The 16,728-nt window shown below is 62.9% G+C and carries 13 protein-coding genes; 5 read left to right on the top strand and 8 right to left on the bottom strand.

The annotated features are described in order from the left end of the window. Positions 1 to 61 precede the first annotated feature (61 nt). On the top strand, positions 62 to 1,327 hold the full coding sequence (locus NKH95_RS20160) for a polysaccharide biosynthesis/export family protein (protein ID WP_164892842.1): 1,266 nt from the start codon (positions 62 to 64) through the stop codon (positions 1,325 to 1,327). Positions 1,328 to 1,682: 355 nt separating this feature from the next. On the opposite strand, the gene NKH95_RS20165 is transcribed toward NKH95_RS20160, so the two are convergent. From NKH95_RS20165 to NKH95_RS20185, 5 genes are all read right to left on the bottom strand, one after another. After that, positions 1,683 to 2,996, bottom strand: coding sequence for an O-antigen ligase family protein (locus tag NKH95_RS20165; protein ID WP_352892677.1), 1,314 nt, complete (start codon positions 2,994 to 2,996; stop codon positions 1,683 to 1,685). 201 nt (positions 2,997 to 3,197) lie between these two features. Continuing rightward, positions 3,198 to 4,025 carry an SDR family NAD(P)-dependent oxidoreductase gene (locus NKH95_RS20170; protein WP_352892678.1) on the bottom strand — a complete coding sequence of 276 codons (828 nt, stop codon included), beginning with the start codon at positions 4,023 to 4,025 and terminating at the stop codon, positions 3,198 to 3,200. Positions 4,026 to 4,082: 57 nt separating this feature from the next. After that, positions 4,083 to 4,577, bottom strand: a complete 495-nt coding sequence (locus NKH95_RS20175) for an acetone carboxylase subunit gamma (RefSeq protein WP_352892682.1) — start codon at positions 4,575 to 4,577, stop codon at positions 4,083 to 4,085. Further along, positions 4,574 to 6,778 carry a hydantoinase B/oxoprolinase family protein gene (locus NKH95_RS20180; protein WP_352892683.1) on the bottom strand — a complete coding sequence of 735 codons (2,205 nt, stop codon included), beginning with the start codon at positions 6,776 to 6,778 and terminating at the stop codon, positions 4,574 to 4,576. The genes NKH95_RS20175 and NKH95_RS20180 overlap by 4 nt, the downstream gene beginning before the upstream one ends. 13 nt (positions 6,779 to 6,791) lie before the next feature. Continuing rightward, positions 6,792 to 8,951 (bottom strand): hydantoinase/oxoprolinase family protein, encoded by a 2,160-nt coding sequence (locus tag NKH95_RS20185; RefSeq protein ID WP_023811575.1) that lies wholly within the window; start codon positions 8,949 to 8,951, stop codon positions 6,792 to 6,794. A 112-nt stretch (positions 8,952 to 9,063) separates the two neighbouring features. Here NKH95_RS20185 and NKH95_RS20190 point away from each other — a divergent pair, with 112 nt between their 5' ends. Beyond that, on the top strand, positions 9,064 to 9,840 hold the full coding sequence (locus NKH95_RS20190; RefSeq protein ID WP_352612477.1) for a helix-turn-helix transcriptional regulator: 777 nt from the start codon (positions 9,064 to 9,066) through the stop codon (positions 9,838 to 9,840). Between the two features lie 49 nt (positions 9,841 to 9,889). Here NKH95_RS20190 and NKH95_RS20195 read toward each other — a convergent pair whose 3' ends face one another. After that, positions 9,890 to 10,189: a type II toxin-antitoxin system RelE/ParE family toxin gene (locus NKH95_RS20195; RefSeq protein WP_352794276.1), complete on the bottom strand. Its 300-nt coding sequence runs from the start codon at positions 10,187 to 10,189 to the stop codon at positions 9,890 to 9,892. Further along, positions 10,186 to 10,467: a type II toxin-antitoxin system ParD family antitoxin gene (locus NKH95_RS20200; protein WP_023811572.1), complete on the bottom strand. Its 282-nt coding sequence runs from the start codon at positions 10,465 to 10,467 to the stop codon at positions 10,186 to 10,188. Before NKH95_RS20200 ends, NKH95_RS20195 begins: the two co-directional genes overlap by 4 nt. 279 nt (positions 10,468 to 10,746) lie before the next feature. On the opposite strand from NKH95_RS20200, the gene NKH95_RS20205 reads away from it, so the two are divergent. The 3 genes from NKH95_RS20205 (at position 10,747) to NKH95_RS20215 (ending at position 15,916) form a co-directional block, all read left to right on the top strand. Further along, on the top strand, positions 10,747 to 12,921 hold the full coding sequence (locus NKH95_RS20205; RefSeq protein ID WP_352612475.1) for an alpha-ketoacid dehydrogenase subunit alpha/beta: 2,175 nt from the start codon (positions 10,747 to 10,749) through the stop codon (positions 12,919 to 12,921). An 84-nt stretch (positions 12,922 to 13,005) separates the two neighbouring features. Next, on the top strand, positions 13,006 to 14,568 hold the full coding sequence (locus NKH95_RS20210; RefSeq protein WP_164892841.1) for an ABC transporter substrate-binding protein: 1,563 nt from the start codon (positions 13,006 to 13,008) through the stop codon (positions 14,566 to 14,568). A gap of 118 nt (positions 14,569 to 14,686) precedes the next feature. Next, the gene (locus NKH95_RS20215; protein WP_352794275.1) at positions 14,687 to 15,916 is read left to right on the top strand and encodes an aminotransferase class III-fold pyridoxal phosphate-dependent enzyme; all 1,230 of its coding nucleotides are present in this window, start codon (positions 14,687 to 14,689) and stop codon (positions 15,914 to 15,916) included. Positions 15,917 to 15,949: 33 nt separating this feature from the next. On the opposite strand, the gene NKH95_RS20220 is transcribed toward NKH95_RS20215, so the two are convergent. Continuing rightward, positions 15,950 to 16,687: a GntR family transcriptional regulator gene (locus tag NKH95_RS20220; protein ID WP_127289852.1), complete on the bottom strand. Its 738-nt coding sequence runs from the start codon at positions 16,685 to 16,687 to the stop codon at positions 15,950 to 15,952. Positions 16,688 to 16,728 lie beyond the last annotated feature (41 nt).

The following is a 16,728-nucleotide window of genomic DNA, read 5'->3' on the forward strand; positions in this document are numbered from 1 at the left end:
CGACGCAAGCTCATCGGGCGATGGGGCTATAGCGGATCGGAACGTTGAGTTGAAAACAGATTTGTTCGAAGCCTTTCGCAGCGGCCCGGATTCCGGCCGGCTGCGGCGGGCGCGTTTGCTGGCCACATGCCTTGCCATGGCGCTCGTCGTCCCGCATATCGCCGCCGCCGGCGACTATCGCCTCGGCTCGCAAGACAAGCTCACCATCCGCGTCGCCGAATGGCAGACCGTCGAAGGCACATTTCGTGACTGGTCGGCGGTGAATGGCGAGTACACGGTCGGTCCATCCGGTACGCTGTCGGTGCCGTTCGCCGGCGAGTTGCCGGCATCCGGCAAGACCACGTCCGAAATCGCGGCGGCGATCGGCGAGGCTTTGCAGAAAAAGCTCGCTTTGTCAGACCGACCGGAAGCCTCGGTCGAGATGGCGCAGTTCAGGCCATTCTACATTTCGGGCGAAGTCCAGAACCCAGGTCAATTTCCTTATGTCCCAGACCTGACGGTGTTGAAGGCGATCAGCGTCGCGGGCGGCATCAGGCGCAACGCCGATTACGGCCCCCAGCTCGGCAAGGACCTTGTCACCGCCAAGGGCATGTTCGACATCTCCGACGACCAGCGCATTCGACTGATCGTCAGGCGCGCCCGCATCGATGCGGACATGGCCGGCAAGGCGAGTTTCGACGTGCCGAAGGAAGTCGAGGGCGATCCAAGGCTGCCAGCCATCGTCGCGGACGAGATGACGATCCTGACGGCCGACCAAAAGGCGTTGAAGCTGAAACTCGAGGCGCTCGACGATCTGAAAGGTGTCTTAGAGTCCGAGATCGAATCGCTGCAGAAGAAGATCGTCAATCAGCAGCAGCAGGTCGACCTGGCGCAGCAGCAACTCGCCAGTATCGGTCCGCTGGCGCAAAAGGGCCTGATCGCCAATGCCCGTCTGCTGGATTCGCGCCAGTCCGTGGCCGACCTGCAGGGCAAGATCCTGGACTACGAAACCGCCATCCTCACCGCCAAGCAGGCGATCAGCAAGGCGAAGCAGGATGCTATCGATGCCCAGAACACCTTGAGTTCAAGTCTCGCCACTGACCGGCAGCAGACCGAAGCCGACCTGAACGAGGCCGCGTTGAAGGTGAACATGCAGAAAGGCCTGATAGCCCAGGCCAGCGATCCCGCGATGGCGGCCGCTATAACAAACGATCAGCAACCTACCCTGCTCTATTCACTGGTGCGCAATCTCGATGGCAAGACCACCGAGATAGCCGCCAAGGAAGAAACCCCGGTGCTGCCTGGCGATGTGATCAAGGTCAAGCTGGCGCCGCTGGCCAGCCAGTAGACTTGCTAAGCGCTGAGCGGTTCATCATTTACAGAAATGCAGAACCGCTTCATACGCTCGTCGCCTTCTGTGAGCGGATGGTCCGCGGATATTCCCATTTGCACGTTCTGAGATTGGTTTTCGCGGCGCCGTAACTGGAAGTGCCGGCCGGACGCGCTGGCGCTTCTGGAGCACGGCTTTTGGACAGTAACAGCTGCGCGCCGGACGTCCTGGTCGCTCGGCGCACGCGAGTCTGACAATCCAGCGTTTCAGTCTATTTCGCGGAGGCATGGATTTCCCGCCTCGCGCCCGGCCTGCTTGAGCCTTCGATCAGGGGAATTTGTATTGACGCGACTTCAGGTCCCGAGACGATAGCTCACGCCTGATCGGCGACCGCCGGACGGCCGGCATGCCGAGGCCAGTCAGCCTCGCCCCCGGCCGCGTCAGCCGGCTCGGGACGCGGCGACCGCCGCCTGCGGGTAACGGGCAGCCGCGCCAGCTTGAAGAAGCTGAAATACATCAGGAAAGAACCCATGATGTAGGGGTTGAGAATCTCGACCTCGACGAAGGAGCGGATCAGCAGCAGCACCATCACGCCGAAAAGGATCACCGAGTCCGCCTGCCATGCCTTGAAGATCACCGCCGAGACGTGGCCGTAGAGCGTGCGCAGCATGATCAGCGACACCAGCGTCGCTCCGACGAAGCCGAGTTCGACGAGGGCCTCGATGTAGGTGTTGTGGAAGTGAAAGCCGGTGCGGGTGGTGATGTAGAATTCGTTCCACAGCCGCTCGGCTTCAGCGAAGCCCTGCACCCAATAGGCGGCATAGCCGACGCCGAGAATCGGCGATTTCTGCACCGTGTTCCAGCCTTGCTCCCAAAGATAGGTTCGCCCGGTGAGCGTCGAATCCTTGCCGAAGAGGCCGAGGACGAAGTCCATCAGCCCGAGATTCAAGGCGACGAAGGCCGTCACGACCAGCAGGCCGGCGCCGATCAGGAAGATGACCCGGCGATAGCGGCGTGACAGAAGTTTGCTCATCGCAAGAAGCGCCACCAGCGCCAGAACCGCGGGTATCGAGGCCATCGAGGTGGCGGAATGCGAGGCGACCAGTACATAGGCCGACAGCAGCACGACGGGCACCGCCAGTATGAAGCTCAGCCGGCCGCGTCTGTAGAATGCAAGGAAGACAACGCAGAAATAGATGCCAAGCGAGCCGACAAAGCCGATCTGATTCTTGGAGGCGAAGGCGCCGACGAAGTTCACGGTGCCGTCGAGGACATCCTCGGAATAATTCCCGACCTTCACAGAATAGAGAAGGACGACGAATATCCCGACCAGCGCCCCTATGGTCAACGTGCGCACGCTGACGGTGCGCGCAGCTATGTAGGCGCAGGCAATATGGGAAAAATACTGGACCGACGTCCTTGCGGTGACGCCGGGAGCCTGCGACCAGAAAACCGAGAAGCAGACATAGGCCGCAAACAGCAGCGGCAGCCAGGCGCTGGACAGATGTCGCAAAAACCGCCGGTAGTCGACCAGGATGAGCGGAAGCCAGACCGCATAGTAGGCCAGGATCAGCACCTGGCCGAAAATGACCGAATAGGAAAACGCCCAGATCGAGACGACTACGGCAAAGGCGCCATAGACCGAATTCTTCTCGGGATCGATCAGCAGGGACTTTGGAACCTTCATCTCAGAGTCCCGCCGACACGACCCAGGGCCGGCAAGCCATGAGCCGGCCGGAATCTTCGCAAATATGGGCCTGCAATAAACGGCGTCTCCATTGTGCAGTGCAATATAACCTATTGCGCCCGGCGCTCAATGGCAAATCCGGTCACCTTGTCTTACAGCGAGGCATCTGCGGAGAGATCGGCTGGTTGCGCGTCCGAGACGCTACCAAAGCGCTCCGCCGGTGATCTGGATGTTCTCCATGGTGATGCCCTTGGCGAGATCCGAGCACAGGAATACCGCCAGAGCCGCAATCTCCTGCGGCTGCAGCATGCGCTGCTGCGGGTTGCCTTTGGCGATCTCGGCCATCGCTTCCTCAGTGGTGCGCCCGTTGCCTTCGCGCTCGACGACCTGCGCCACATTGCGGCGCATCAGTTCGGTCTCGACCCAGGTCGGGCTGATCATGACACAGGTGACTCCATGCGCTGCCCCTTCCAGCGCCACGCAGCGTGTGAGGCCGAGAAGGCCGGCCTTGGACGCGCAGTAGGCTGGGTTGTCCTTCCAGCCGACCGAGGCGGCGGTTGAGCCGATGTTGACGATGCGGCCCCAGCCGCGTTCGATCATGCCCGGCAGTACCGCACGCGTGACGCGGAAGGCGCCCGTCAGGTTGGTATCGACGATCTTGTCCCATAACGCATCGGGATGACCGCAGACCGGCTGCTCCGCGGTCGTCCCAGCGGCATTGACCAGGATGTCGGCGGGGCCGATTGCCGCCTCGGCGTCAGCCGCGAACCGATTGGTGACGTCGCTGTCGCGCACGTCGAGATGAGCGGCGTGAACCCTCGTTCCGTGGGCGGCAAGGGCCGCATGCACGCGCTCGATTTCGTCCGCGCCGGGATAGTAAGCGGCGTCGGACCTGTCGGCGCCGGACGGCGCGATGTAGGAGCCGACGGCGACATTGGCGCCGGCTTCAGCCAAAGCCGTGGCAATGGCAAAGCCCATGCCCGAGAAACCGCCGGTGACGATGGCACTGCGGCCGGAAAGGTTCTTCATGGCGCACGGTCTCCGCTGCGTTCCGGACAGGCAATCAGGCCTGACCGGATTTGGCAATCACACCGGCGCAAGCGGTTTGCCCAGCCATTCGCGATAGAAGCCTTCGAGGTCGGGCTCGAAATCGTGGACTATGGGATAACCAGGTGCCGCCGCTTCCACCTCGTGCAGCGTGCCGCACTGCGGGCAGATGAACTCGCGGATTTCCATCCATTCGGGATCGGGGAGATCACTGTTGGGATAGATTTCGCGCAGCGCCTCCTCGGTGTTGCGCACGTTGATCGCAGCCTTGAGCTTCCAGTTCTTGCGATAGTCGCCGAAGGAGTGGCCGCATTCGCAGCGGGTTATCCGCTCATCGCCGCTCTGGCAGATGAACAGATGGTCCGAGACCGGCAGCAGGATCGGGTCCTTCCAGGCAACGCGATCCTGATAGACGGCAACCATCTTGAAGAAACGGTCATCGTCCTTGTAGGCACTCATGATCCGCCTTGTCTGTGGCCAGGGCAGCTTGCCTGCGGCCAGATCGCCCAGGACTTCCTTGCTGTACGAGGTCATGGTTTTGCTCCCGGCATGAAGATCGATCTGGCATCGACGTTCCAGAACTCGCTGAATTCGCTGGTGAAGCGCGGCGACAGCTTGATCGCGCTGGCGTACATTTTCTTCACCTCAGGCGCGAAGTCGGCTTTCTCGACACGGCCGCGCTCGGCCGCAATCCAATCCGCCACCGGAATCGCCTTGACCAGACGCTGCTTGCGCATGGCGGCTCGGCGCTCGACCGTGGCGTCGATATCGGCGATGGGATAACCGTCCTCATCGTCCTTAAGCACGATGCCGAACACCTGGTCCGCCGCTTGCCGGGTGAGAAAGCCGTTCTCGACGTCCCAGGCCGTCTTGATCGGATCGCGCTCCAGAACGTCGCCGTAACCGCCGCCGCCATTGTAGGAATGGCTGAAGATGTCGCCGGACTTGTGCGGCGAGGTGATGTAGGGGCCCTCGACCACGACATGGTCGCCACCGATGTTCCGCTCGTAGTCGGAGACATGCGGATCGATGCCGGGCGCATGCGCCAGCGGTTCGCCTTTTGCCGCGAGTTCGTGAATGTCTGAGTTGCGCACCGCGCGATGCTTCTGGCAGGTCGGCGCCGGATAACCGCCGCACATGCCGCCATTGTCGAACACGCGCGAAGAATGTTCGGAGGTGTGGAGCCGCAGATGCGACGTCTTGTTGATCAGCCAGGTCGAGACGAAGGAACAGCCGCCGCGATATTTGCCGGCACCGCCGGAGTTGGGCACGATCGAGCGGCCGATATAGACCATCGGCATCGACTGTTCCCAGACCTCGATGTTGCCCATGTCGGATTCCGGGTTCCAGCCGACATAGGCGGTGTCGAGACCATCCTTGATGGCCAGTGCGCCGGAACCGGCGGCGGCGCACTCGAAATGCGCCATGCCGAACGGCGTGCCGTACTGGCTTTCACCGCCCATCTCGATCATCGGGCTGTTGACCTGGCCGACGAAGGCCTCCTCGACATAGCCGCGGGCGATGAAGCCGCGCGACAGCAGGCGCTGGAAGACGCCATAGGCCGGCAGCAGCAAAGCCCATGAGGTGGCGGTGGCCACCATCTCATTGTCGGGATTGGTCCAGGTGCCGTGCGGCAGTTTCAGCTCGGTCGCCATCCAGGCGCCGTCATTGACCAGCCCTTCGAAATTCATGTGCTGGGTCAGCGTCACGAACATGCCGCCATCCATGCCGGCCGGCGTGCAGTTCATCGAATGGTAGCCCCAGGGCTGCGTGCCCTCGAAGTCCATGGTGATCTTGCCGTCGGTGGTGATCTCCATCTCGATCGGGATGTTGTAGAGCCAGTCGGGATCGCCGAGCAGCTGGAAGCCGGGCTTTCCCGCCGTGACGTGGCCGTAAAAAGTGTGGCCGCGATAGATGCCGGGGACGGTGAGCTGGCGGGTGCGGGCGAGCTGGGCGCGGCGGCCCTCCTCGATGAACTCCTTCGATACCTTCATCCAGTAGTCTAGGCCGATCTCCGAGATCAGCTGCTTGACGCTTTCGCGCATGTCGATGCAGGAGGCGACCTTGGCCTTTTCGTCCAGCACCCAGTAGATCGGCATGCGCAGATTGCGTTCGCAGCGGATGACGTAGTCGCGGCGGATCTCGTCATTCTCGCCGATTTTCTCGGCGCAGACGAACAGACCCTCGGTGAAGCGCTCCTGCGCGAGACACACGTCGCCGCCCGGCGTGATGCCGCCGGCTTCCAGCTCGTGGCAGACAGCGCCGGCCCAGCCGACCAGCGTGCCTTCATGGAAGATCGGCACGACGTCCATGACGTCGGGCACCTGCACGGTGCCTATGAAGGCATCGTTGTTGGCGAAGATGTCGCCTTCGCGGATGCGAGGGTTGTCCTCGTAGCCGTTTTTGATCATCCATTTGATGAAGCGGCTCATCGTATGGACATGCACCATGATGCCGTTGGAGAGCGCAATGGCGTCGCCCTCGGGCGTGTAGATGGCGACCACCATTTCGCCGACCTCTCGCACGCCGGGCGAAGCCGAGATGCGGCGGGCCATTTCGCGTGCCGAGACGCAATAGGCGCGCAGCTTGGTGTGCAGCGTCTCGAATTTCAGCGGATCCTGGTTGCGCAGCGTGAGTTCGGTGATGCCGTCATAGCAACCGGTCTCCTCCATCAGCCGCTCGGAATCGAGCAATCTTTCGCGAAGGCGCAGGGCCGAGGCAGGTTTGTCCAACATGGCGGTCGCCCTCTCAAGCGTGGGTGTAGTGCAGCAACGTCCATTCATCGACATGGACGCGGTCCTGCGGATGAACGACGAGCGTGGTGGCGGGATGTTCGATGATGGCCGGGCCGATGACTTCATGGCCGGGCTGCAAAAGGTCCATCTCGTAGAGATTGGCCTTGTGCCAGCGCCCACCGATATACGCCTCGCGCACACCCTTGTGGGCGGAAGCAGGATTGGAAGCGCCGAGGGGTCGCTTGAGCAGCACCGGCTTGACCTTGTCAGCGGTGGCGATCAGCCCGAGTTCGGTGATGGTGAAGCCGGCTTCGCCATAGCGCGACACGCGATGGTTGACCTTGGCATAGACGGCCTCGAACTCGTCGAGAACCCTGCGCATCTCGTCGGCCGAATCGACCTTGGCAAGTGGCGCCATGACCTCGACGTCCTCGAGCTGGCCGGTGTAGCGCATCATCAGGAACGGCACGGTCCTGATCTTCTCCCTGGCATGGCCGTCGGCGATCATCTCGTCGACCGCGGCCCTGGTCAGGTCGTCCCAGACAGTGGTGACCTTGGCGCCGAAGGCGGCCAGCGTAGCCTCGTCGGGACGTGACGTGATGTCGTGCTGCGTCGAGACGGAATGACGGCGCATGAAATCGGCCGTGGTGCAGCCGAAGGCGGAGAAGGCGGCCGCGAACTGGAAGGTGATGATGTCCTTGAAGCCGATGCCCCTGGAGCAGCCGGCCAGATGCAGAGGACCGGAGCCGCCATAGGACAGCAGCGTGAACTCCGAAGGATGAATGCCTTGGCCCGAGATGACGCGGCGCAGCGCGTTGTTGGCGTCGGATTCCAGCATGTCGATCATGCCTTCCGCGGCTTCCTCCAGTCCGACGCCCAATATGTCGGAGCATTTCTCCTGGAAGGCACGGCGCGCCTTTTCGACCTGCAGCACGACCTTGCCGCCGAGGAAGTAGTGCGGGTTGAGGCGACCGAGAATGGCGTCGCAATCGGCGATGGTCGGTTCGGTGCCGCCGCGATCGAAGCAGATCGGACCGGGATCCGAGCCAGCGCTTTCCGGCCCAAGCGAGACCTTCTTGGTCAGCGGATCGACCTTGAGGATCATGCCGGCGCCGGCGCCGATGGTGTCGAGATGCAGCGTCGGCACGTTGAGCTTGAAACGGTCCATCAGCGGCTCGTTCTCGATCCGCGTCTGGCCGCGCGTGATGACGCCCATGTCGAAGGAGGTACCGCCCATATCCGAGCAGATCAGCGAGTCGTTGCCGATCAGCTTGCCCACATAGGCAGCGCCCAGAATGCCGCCGATCGGGCCGGAGATCATGGTTTCATGCAGGCGCGGATGGTTGATCGAGGTCAGGCCGCCGAAGGAGAGCAGCGTCTGCACGCCATATTTGAAGCCGTATTTCTTCGAGACATCCTCGATGCCTTTGAGCTGCTTGCGGCCACGCGAGGTGGCGTAGGCTTCGATCAGCACCGAATTCAGCCGCGACTGTTCGCGAATAACCGGGCGAACCTCATGGCTGGTGTAGACGATGATGTCGGCGCCGGCCTTGTCGACCTCCGCGCGGCAGATCTCGGCGATGCGCTTCTCGTGCACCGGATTGACGTGCGAGAAGATGGTCATGATGCAGATCGCCTCGACCTGGTCGGCGATCAGTTTTTTCGCGGCGGCGGAGACCTCGTGTTCGTAGAGCGGCAGCACGATGTCGCCGAACTGGTCGATTCGCTCGGTGACGCCATGCGTGCGGCGGCGCGGCACCAGCGGATCGGGATGGTGATGGGTGACCGCATGCAGCCGGTCGGCGTAGGAATAGTCGGCCCAGGCCTGCAGTCCTCGGCCCATCAGGATCATGTCTTCCAGGCCCTTGGTGGTGATCAGGCCGAGCCTGCGGCCGGTGCGCGACAACAGTGTGTTGAGCATGCCGGTGCCGGAATAGAGCACGACGTTGACGCCGGAAAACAGTGATTCGAGCGAGATGCCCCAAGCATCCGCCGCATCCTCGGCAGACGCGAGAAAACCTTCGGCTTCGTTCTTCGGCGTGGTCGCCGACTTGCCGATCTTGAAGTGGCCGTCCTGATCGACAAGGATCGTGTCAGTCATGGTGCCGCCGGCGTCGATACCGATGACGATTGGATTGCCGACGATGGGGGCGGTGAGATTGGGTTGGGTCACGGTCGCCTCGGGATCTGGTCTAGGTTGACGCTAGGCTAGATTCGACAGGCGGCTTCGCGCCATATGCCTAAAGACATAATGACGGCTGGGCTGACATCGCCGAGAAAAGGGCATGCGCATGGACAATATCTGGGCGCCGCTCGCCAAAGCGATCGCCGCCACCGGCACCGACAGGCATGTCGACTGCCTGATCGACCTGATCGGCGCCGACATCGAGCACGACCTCGTCACGGTGACGCGCTATTCGGCGACGCAGACGCCGGAATTCGTCAAGCACCGGCGCTTCTCGGATGAAATGGTCCGGCGCTATCTCGACAACTACTACGTCTTCGACCCGTTCTATGCCTCGTGGCGGCGCGAGCGAAGGCTGGGCATCATGCCGCTGAAGCGGCTCGCCGACGACGAGGCCAAGCGCGGCCAGTACATTGCCGGCTTCCTGGCACAGTCGGAGATCTGCGACGAGGTCGGCATCATGCTGGCCGATGGCGGTGACTGGTGCCTCGGCATCTTCCTCGATCGCTCGACCGCTTCTTTCAAGGACAGCGAGATCGCCCTGCTGGACGAGCGGCTGCCGGTGTTCGAGGCGCTGCATGCGCTCGACATCAAGGCGCGCGGAACCGAATTCTCCCGCACATCGGCACCGACCAGCCCCGGCGCCTCGCCCCGGCAGGAGCCGACCATTCCGGCCAGCCTGTGGCCGGAGCTGTCGCTGCGCGAGCGGGAGCTGGTCCAGTTGATCCTCGCCGGCCACCCGACGGCGAACATCGCCGAGCGCCTCGGCATCACCGTCGGCACGGTCAAGAACCACCGCCGGCGTATCTACGAGAAGCGCGACATCACCACCGAGCGGGAATTGTTTTTGCAGTTCTTCCAGCATCTGGTCGACTGACAGCCGGGGTTCGGACAGCTAGGCGGTTTACGCTTTTTCCCGTTGCAGGTTAGAGCTCATCCTCCCAATTGGCGCCGCCACAGAACACACGGAAAATCACCACTTGGTCGGATTCCACTGTAAAGGTCACCGTTACACGGCGCTCAAAACCGACAACCCGAAGCCCCGGCCGCAGATCGTCACGGCGTGTTCCGCGCTCCGAGGCGTAGTCGAGACCCTGGCAGTAGGCTTCGATACGCTCGATATAGCGTATGGCCGTGACGTTGCCGGCGGCGATCTCGATGGTGTCGTATATCCATCTTAAGTCCGCTAGGGCTTCCGGCAACAGAACAATATGCCGGCGCTTCACACATCCCTCTTAAAGCGGGCGGCGTGGTGAGCGCGGATGTCGTCAAAAGCCTGGTTGGCTGGGATAACTCGGGAAGGGTCTGCCTTCCATCTGTCATAGGTCGGCACGACTTCCTCGCGCAGCCAACGCTCTACGGCCGCGTCGCGCTCTTGCAGGGCACGAAGCCCGGCGCGGATCACTTCACTGCTGGTCGCATAGGTTCCTGATTCAACGAGACGGTCGATGAAAGCAGCCTGCTCTGTTGGCAGGCTGAAGGTGCGCTTTTCGGTGGCAGCCATGATTTCTCCTATAATGTCGGTGTGATTATATCATACCAATATCGAATAGCGTTAGAAAATCTGTCGGGCGAAGAACCGACATGGGGCCTGCTAGCAGTCTCAAAATTCCTCTTGCGGAACCGCGCCGTCCCGGCTTAGTCTCTGCCTCTTCACAAAAATGAAATTTAATTCCATTTGTGTGCAAACCTTCTAGCCAGCATCGTGCCCCAGGAAAAATGAACGGCCTAATCGACTGAGACAATATTTGATATATCATCTACCAGAACGGAAATAGCTGACATGGTCCAGCAGACATCGATCCAGCCATCGGCGCCCTGGTTGCGGCTAGAGGTTGACGATTCGGACTGGAACGACGCCGAGGTTTCGGGCCTGGTGCGCTGGTACCACCAGATGCTGCTCATCCGCCGTTTCGAGGAAAAAGTGCTCGATCTCGCCAATGCGGGGCTGGTGCATGGTCCGGCGCATGCCAGCATCGGCCAGGAGGCGACGGCGGTCGGCGCCATGTCCGTGCTCGGCACCGGTGACCGCATCAACGGCACCCACCGCGCCCATCACCAGGTGCTGGCCAAGCTTGTCAACGCGCAGACGCCCGGCGGATTCGACCCGCTGCATGACGCTTTCAACCCGGACATGCAGGGCTCGGTGCGCGGCCTGATGGCCGAGATCATGGGCCTCAAGTCAGGCTATTGCGGCGGCCGTGGCGGCTCGATGCATATGCGCGACGATAGCTCAGGGATTCCTGGCACCAGCGCCATCATCGGTGGCAACCTGCCGCATGCGGCAGGCTACGCGCTGGCCGACAAGCTGCTCGGAACCGGCAACATCTCGGTCGCCTTCTTCGGCGACGGTACGATGATGGCAGGGCCGGCCTACGAGGCAATGAACATTGCCGCGCTCTACCGGCTGCCGGTGATCTTTTTCGCCGAAAACAATCTCTATGCCGTCTCGACGCACATCAATGAGCAGACGCGCGAGACGCGGCTGGCCTCGCGCGGACCTATGCTCGGCTTTCGCGGCATCGAATGCGACGGCATGGATGTGGTGGCGGTCCATCACGCCATGCGCGAGGCGCGCCGGACGATCGAGGAAGACGGCGGCCCGGTGCTGGTCGAGGCGCTCTGCTACCGCTTCCTGCATCAGAGCGGCGCCCGCCCGGGCAGCGAATTCGGCTACCGCACGCGGGCCGAAGAGGACGCCTGGAAAGCGCGCGACCCGCTTGCCACCATGGCGGCTCGCCTGAAGACGATGGGCATCCTGAACGATTCGGACCTCGGCACACTCGACCAGCGCGTCATGGAGGTGGTCAACACCGCTGCCGATTCGCTGACCGAAATGAGCGGCAACGCGCTGCGCATTCCTGATCATCTGTGGCCGGACCCAAGCGACGTCGACAACCAGATCCGCGGCGATCTTTCCGAACTGAAGAGCGAGCGCTTCCTCGAGATCGAGGACGTGCCGCCGGCCGAGACCAAGCCGGTCAAATTCATGGTTGCCGCGTCCGAGGTCATCGCTCGCGCCATGGAGCAGGATCCGCGCATCATCATCATGGGCGAGGACGTGCACCGGCTGCGCGGCGGCGTTTCGGGCGCCACAAAAGGTGCGCTGGAACGCTGGCCGGAGCGCGTGCTGGCGATGCCGATCGCCGAGAACGGTTTTGTCGGGGTGGCGCTGGGTGCGGCGCTTTGCGGCTTGCGGCCGATCGTCGAGATCATGTTCGGCGACTTCTGCCTGGTTGCCGCCGACCAGCTGTTCAACGCGGTCAGCAAGGTGCGTCACATGTTCGGCGGCGGTTTTCCGGTGCCCATCGTGGTCAGGGTGCGCGTCTCGCCGCACACCGGCTACGGCTCGCAGCATTCGGGTGATCCGTCCGGCCTGTTCGCCCTGTTTCCCGGCTGGCGCATCGTCGCGCCGACGACGCCCTTCGACTATATCGGCCTGATGAATTCAGCGTTGAAATGCGACGATCCGGTCGTCGTCATCGAGCATGTCGAACTGTTCCCGAGCGAAGGCCCTGTGCCTGCGGACGACCGCGACTATTGCGTGCGGCTCGGCAAGGCGAAGATAGTCAGGCCGGGCAGCGCCTGCACACTGCTCACCAGCGCCAGCATGGTTGCCGTCGCCAGACAGGTGGTCGAGGAGACCGGCGCCGATGCCGAGATCATCGACCTGCGCAGCCTCGACCCGACCGGGCTCGACTGGCCGCTGGTGGAAGCCTCGATCCGCAAGACCAACCGAGTGGCCGTCATCGAGCAGGTGCAGCGTGGGCTATCGCTTGGCGGACGACTGACACAGGAGATTCAGGATCGCGTGTTCGATTATCTCGATCACGAGATCCTGCATGTGACGGGAAGCCTTTCTGCTCCCGTCGTATCGGCCCCGCTCAACCGCGCCGCACTGGGCGGCGCTGAAAAGCTCAAGGCCGCGCTTCAATCCCTCACTGGCGTGGGCGGATAGAGCGAACGCATTGCCACAAAGATCCGACAAGAAAATGGGAGAACTGACATGACCATCCTACCGAGAAGCAAGACCAGAGCGACGATGCTGGCAGCCGTGCTGCTGGCCACCAGCGCCTTCTGGGCACCGGCCACGTTCGCGCAGGACAGCAAGCCGCTGGTCATCGCACGCAACATCGACCTCAACTCGCTCGACCCGCACCGCGCCTTCTGCGACACCTGCCAGATCTACAATTCCAGCGTCTATGAATCCCTGCTGACGCTCGACAAGGACAACAAGCTGATCCCACTGCTCGCCTCGAAGTGGGAAGGCAATGCCGACCAGAGCAGCTTCACCTTCACACTCGACCCGGCCGCCAAATTCTCGGACGGTTCGCCGGTTGAAGCCAAGGACGTCAAATGGTCCTGGGAGCGGCTGAAGAACCTCAAGGGCAGCGCCTCGTTCCTGATGGACAATGTCGCCTCGATCGAGACCCCGGACGCGCATACGGTGGTCGTCAAGATGGTCGCGCCGAGCTCCGAATTCCTCAACATCGCGGCGGCGCCCTACGCAGCGGTCGTCAACAGCAAGGTTGCTTCCGAAGCCGGCGCCAAGGCCGATGCGGAAGCCTCGACGACAGACAATGCCGAGGCCTGGTTCCTGGCGCATTCGGCCGGCAGCGCGCCGTTCGTGCTGAAATCCTATGAGCCCAATTCGGAGCTGCGGCTGGCACGCAACGACAAATACTGGCGCACGGCGCCGGCGCTGAGCGAAGTCGTCATCCGCCAGACCAAGGATGCGGTGGCGCAGGCGCAGATGCTGCAGAGCGGCACCGCCGACATCGCCATGCAGATCGACCCGGATACGGCCAAGACGATGACGGGCAGCGACGTGAAGATCGAGACCGTGCCGTCCTACAACTTCATCTATGTAGCGCTGTCGCCGGGCGCCAAGGCCAACAAGGTTCCGCTGACGCCCGAAGTGCGCGAGGCGATCTCGCTCGGCCTCGACCGTCCGAGCATCCTCGACTTCACCATCGGCTCCGAGGGCCAGTTGATCAGTGCGCCGATCCCGCTCGGCTTCCCCGGCGGTTCGGGCTTCGAGGCGCAGCCCTATGACGTCGCCAAGGCAAAGGAACTTCTGGCCAAGGCCGGACACGCCGACGGCTTCGAGATGGAAGCGGCGTTTCCCGGCATGAACGTCTACGGCGTCGACCTGTCGCTTCTGATGCAGAAGGTTCAGCAGGATCTGGCCAAGATCAACATCAAGCTCGATCTGCAGCCGATCCCCTTCGCCAACTGGCGCGAACGCGTCAATGGCGACGGCATCCCGATGACCGCGGTGTTCTACGCGCCGGACTATTACGGCACCTCGCAATACATCGATTATTTCGCCATGACCAAGGGCAGCCCGTGGGCACGCCGCGCCGGCGCGGAGCGCGACCCGTCGGTGCTCAACCCAAAGGAAGCGGATATCTACAAGGCAGCCCTCGCGGCGAGCGGCGACGAGGCTGCCAAGCTGTGGCACCAGGCCGGCGAGGAGATGATCAAGGACAGGATCATCCTGCCGCTGATCAGCCCGAACCTGATCCTGGCCTACAAGTCGGACGTCAAGGGCGTGCGCTACAGCGCCTGCTGCAACCTGCCGCTGGCGGAACTCAGCCACTGAGCGAAAGATGCGGGAGGCGGCCTGACGCCTCCCGTTTTCTCATCCTGGACGATCAGCAAATCCTGTTCTTCCAGCGCCAAACTCAATATATGATATATCAATGTACGGAGACCTCGCTATGCCTTCCCTGATCAACTCCAAGGACCAGTTGCTGCGCGAGCGTGCGGCCTCGGTCATTCCGGGCGGCATGTGGGGACACATGGCGACGCGCTATCTCGGCTCCGCCTATCCGCAGTTCTTCGAGCGCGCCGACGGCTGCCGGGTCTGGGACGTCGATGGGCGCGAATACATCGACCTGATGTGCAGTTGGGGGCCCAACATCCTCGGCCACCATCACCAGGCCGTCGAACAGGCAGCCGAGAAGCAACGTCGCCTGGGCGATGCGATGAACGGCCCGGGTGAAGTTCTGGTCGAGCTGGCGGAGTTGCTGGTCAAGACCGTCGCGCATGCCGACTGGGCAATGCTGCAGAAGAACGGCACCGACGCCACCACGGCCTGCGTGACAATCGCGCGTGCCGGCACCGGCCGGCGCAAGGTGCTGGTCGCGCGCGGCTCCTATCACGGCGCCGTGCCGTGGTGCACGCCTTCGCTCGCCGGCGTCACCGCCGAGGACCGCGCCCATCTCATCCATTTCGACTACAATGACGTTGCCGGCCTTGAGGCAGCCGTCGAGCAGGCCGGCAGCGATCTTGCCGCCGTCATCGTCACAGCTTTCCGCCACGACATCGCCCGAGATCAGGAATTGCCGACAGCCGCCTTCGCCAGACGGGCGCGCGAACTGACTACCGCCGCCGACGCGGCACTGATCGTCGACGATGTCAGGGCCGGCTTCCGCATCGACCTCGCCGGCAGCTGGGAGCCGCTCGGCGTACGGCCGGACCTTTCCGCCTTCTCGAAGGCTATCGCCAATGGTTATCCGCTGGCCGCCATCACCGGCACCGACCGGTTTCGCGAGGCCGCGACCAAGATCTATGTGACGGGTTCGTTCTGGTACGGCGCCGTCGCCATGGCCGCCGCGATCGCCACCATCAGCACGCTGCGCGATACCGACGCCATTGCCCGCATGACCGAAGCCGGCGACAGGCTGCGCTCAGGCCTCGACGCGGCAGCGAAGAAGCATGGCCTGTCGTTGCGCCAGACCGGTCCGGTGTCGATGCCGATGGTGCTGTTCGACGACGATGCCGAGTTCAAGCTGGCCAATGCCTTCTGCTCGGCCGCCTTGCGCGAAGGCGCCTATTTCCATCCCCGGCACAACATGTTCCTGAGCGCCGCGCACACCGCAAAAGACATAGATCTCGCCCTGCAGGCTGCCGATGCGGGCATGGCTGCCGCGGCGCAGGTGGCGTGACCGGCGCCGATGCGGTTCGGAGAAAAAGTTCGTTCAACCGGCGGCCGACACCAGTCGGCCGTTCTGCGCCGCGCGGCGCAGTTCCTCGGGCGTGACCGCACCGTCGTTCAGCCGCTCGAGCACCTTGACCAACAGGCGGCCGCCTTCGATCATGTCCTGCTGAATGCCCTTGCGCACGCCGTTCTCGTCACGGGCGCGCAGCGCGTCGAGAATATCGAGATGCCGGTGGCGGCCGTCATAGGTCGGCCTCGCGTGCGGGTATTGATAGTTCACCAGCGGTCCGTTGCGCAGCCAGATGCCCTCGATGATGGCCAGCAACTCCGGCATTTGCGCCGCCTGGTAGATCGAGTGATGGAATTCCCAATTGTCGCGGACGGCTTCGAACCAGCGGCCATTGTCCTCGTTGGCAATCAGCTTGTCATGCACCGCGGCCAGACGGTCGATCTCGCGCGGCTCGATGCGCGTCGTTGCCGCGGCACCCGCCATGCCTTCGAGATGCAGCCGGATGCTCCGCAGTTCCAGATACTGGGCCAGCGACAACTGGGCGACGGTGATCGAACGGCCCGCCTCCATCTCCAGGCCTTTTTCGCGCACCAGCTGCATCAGCGCCTCGCGCACTGGTGTCTCAGACACCTGAAGGCTGGCGGCGAGGTCGCGGATCTTGAAGCGATGGCCCGGCCAGAAACGGCCTTCCATCATGGCGCGGCGAAGCTCCTCGTAGACACGCGTCGTCAGATTGTCGCGCGCGATCGGCGCGATAGAAGCAGTCACATCCGCTCTCCGTTCTTGCAGTCGCGCAGGCGGCGCCTGCG

Source organism: Mesorhizobium sp. M0848, from assembly GCF_040319805.1.
In the GTDB taxonomy this organism is placed as follows: domain Bacteria; phylum Pseudomonadota; class Alphaproteobacteria; order Rhizobiales; family Rhizobiaceae; genus Mesorhizobium.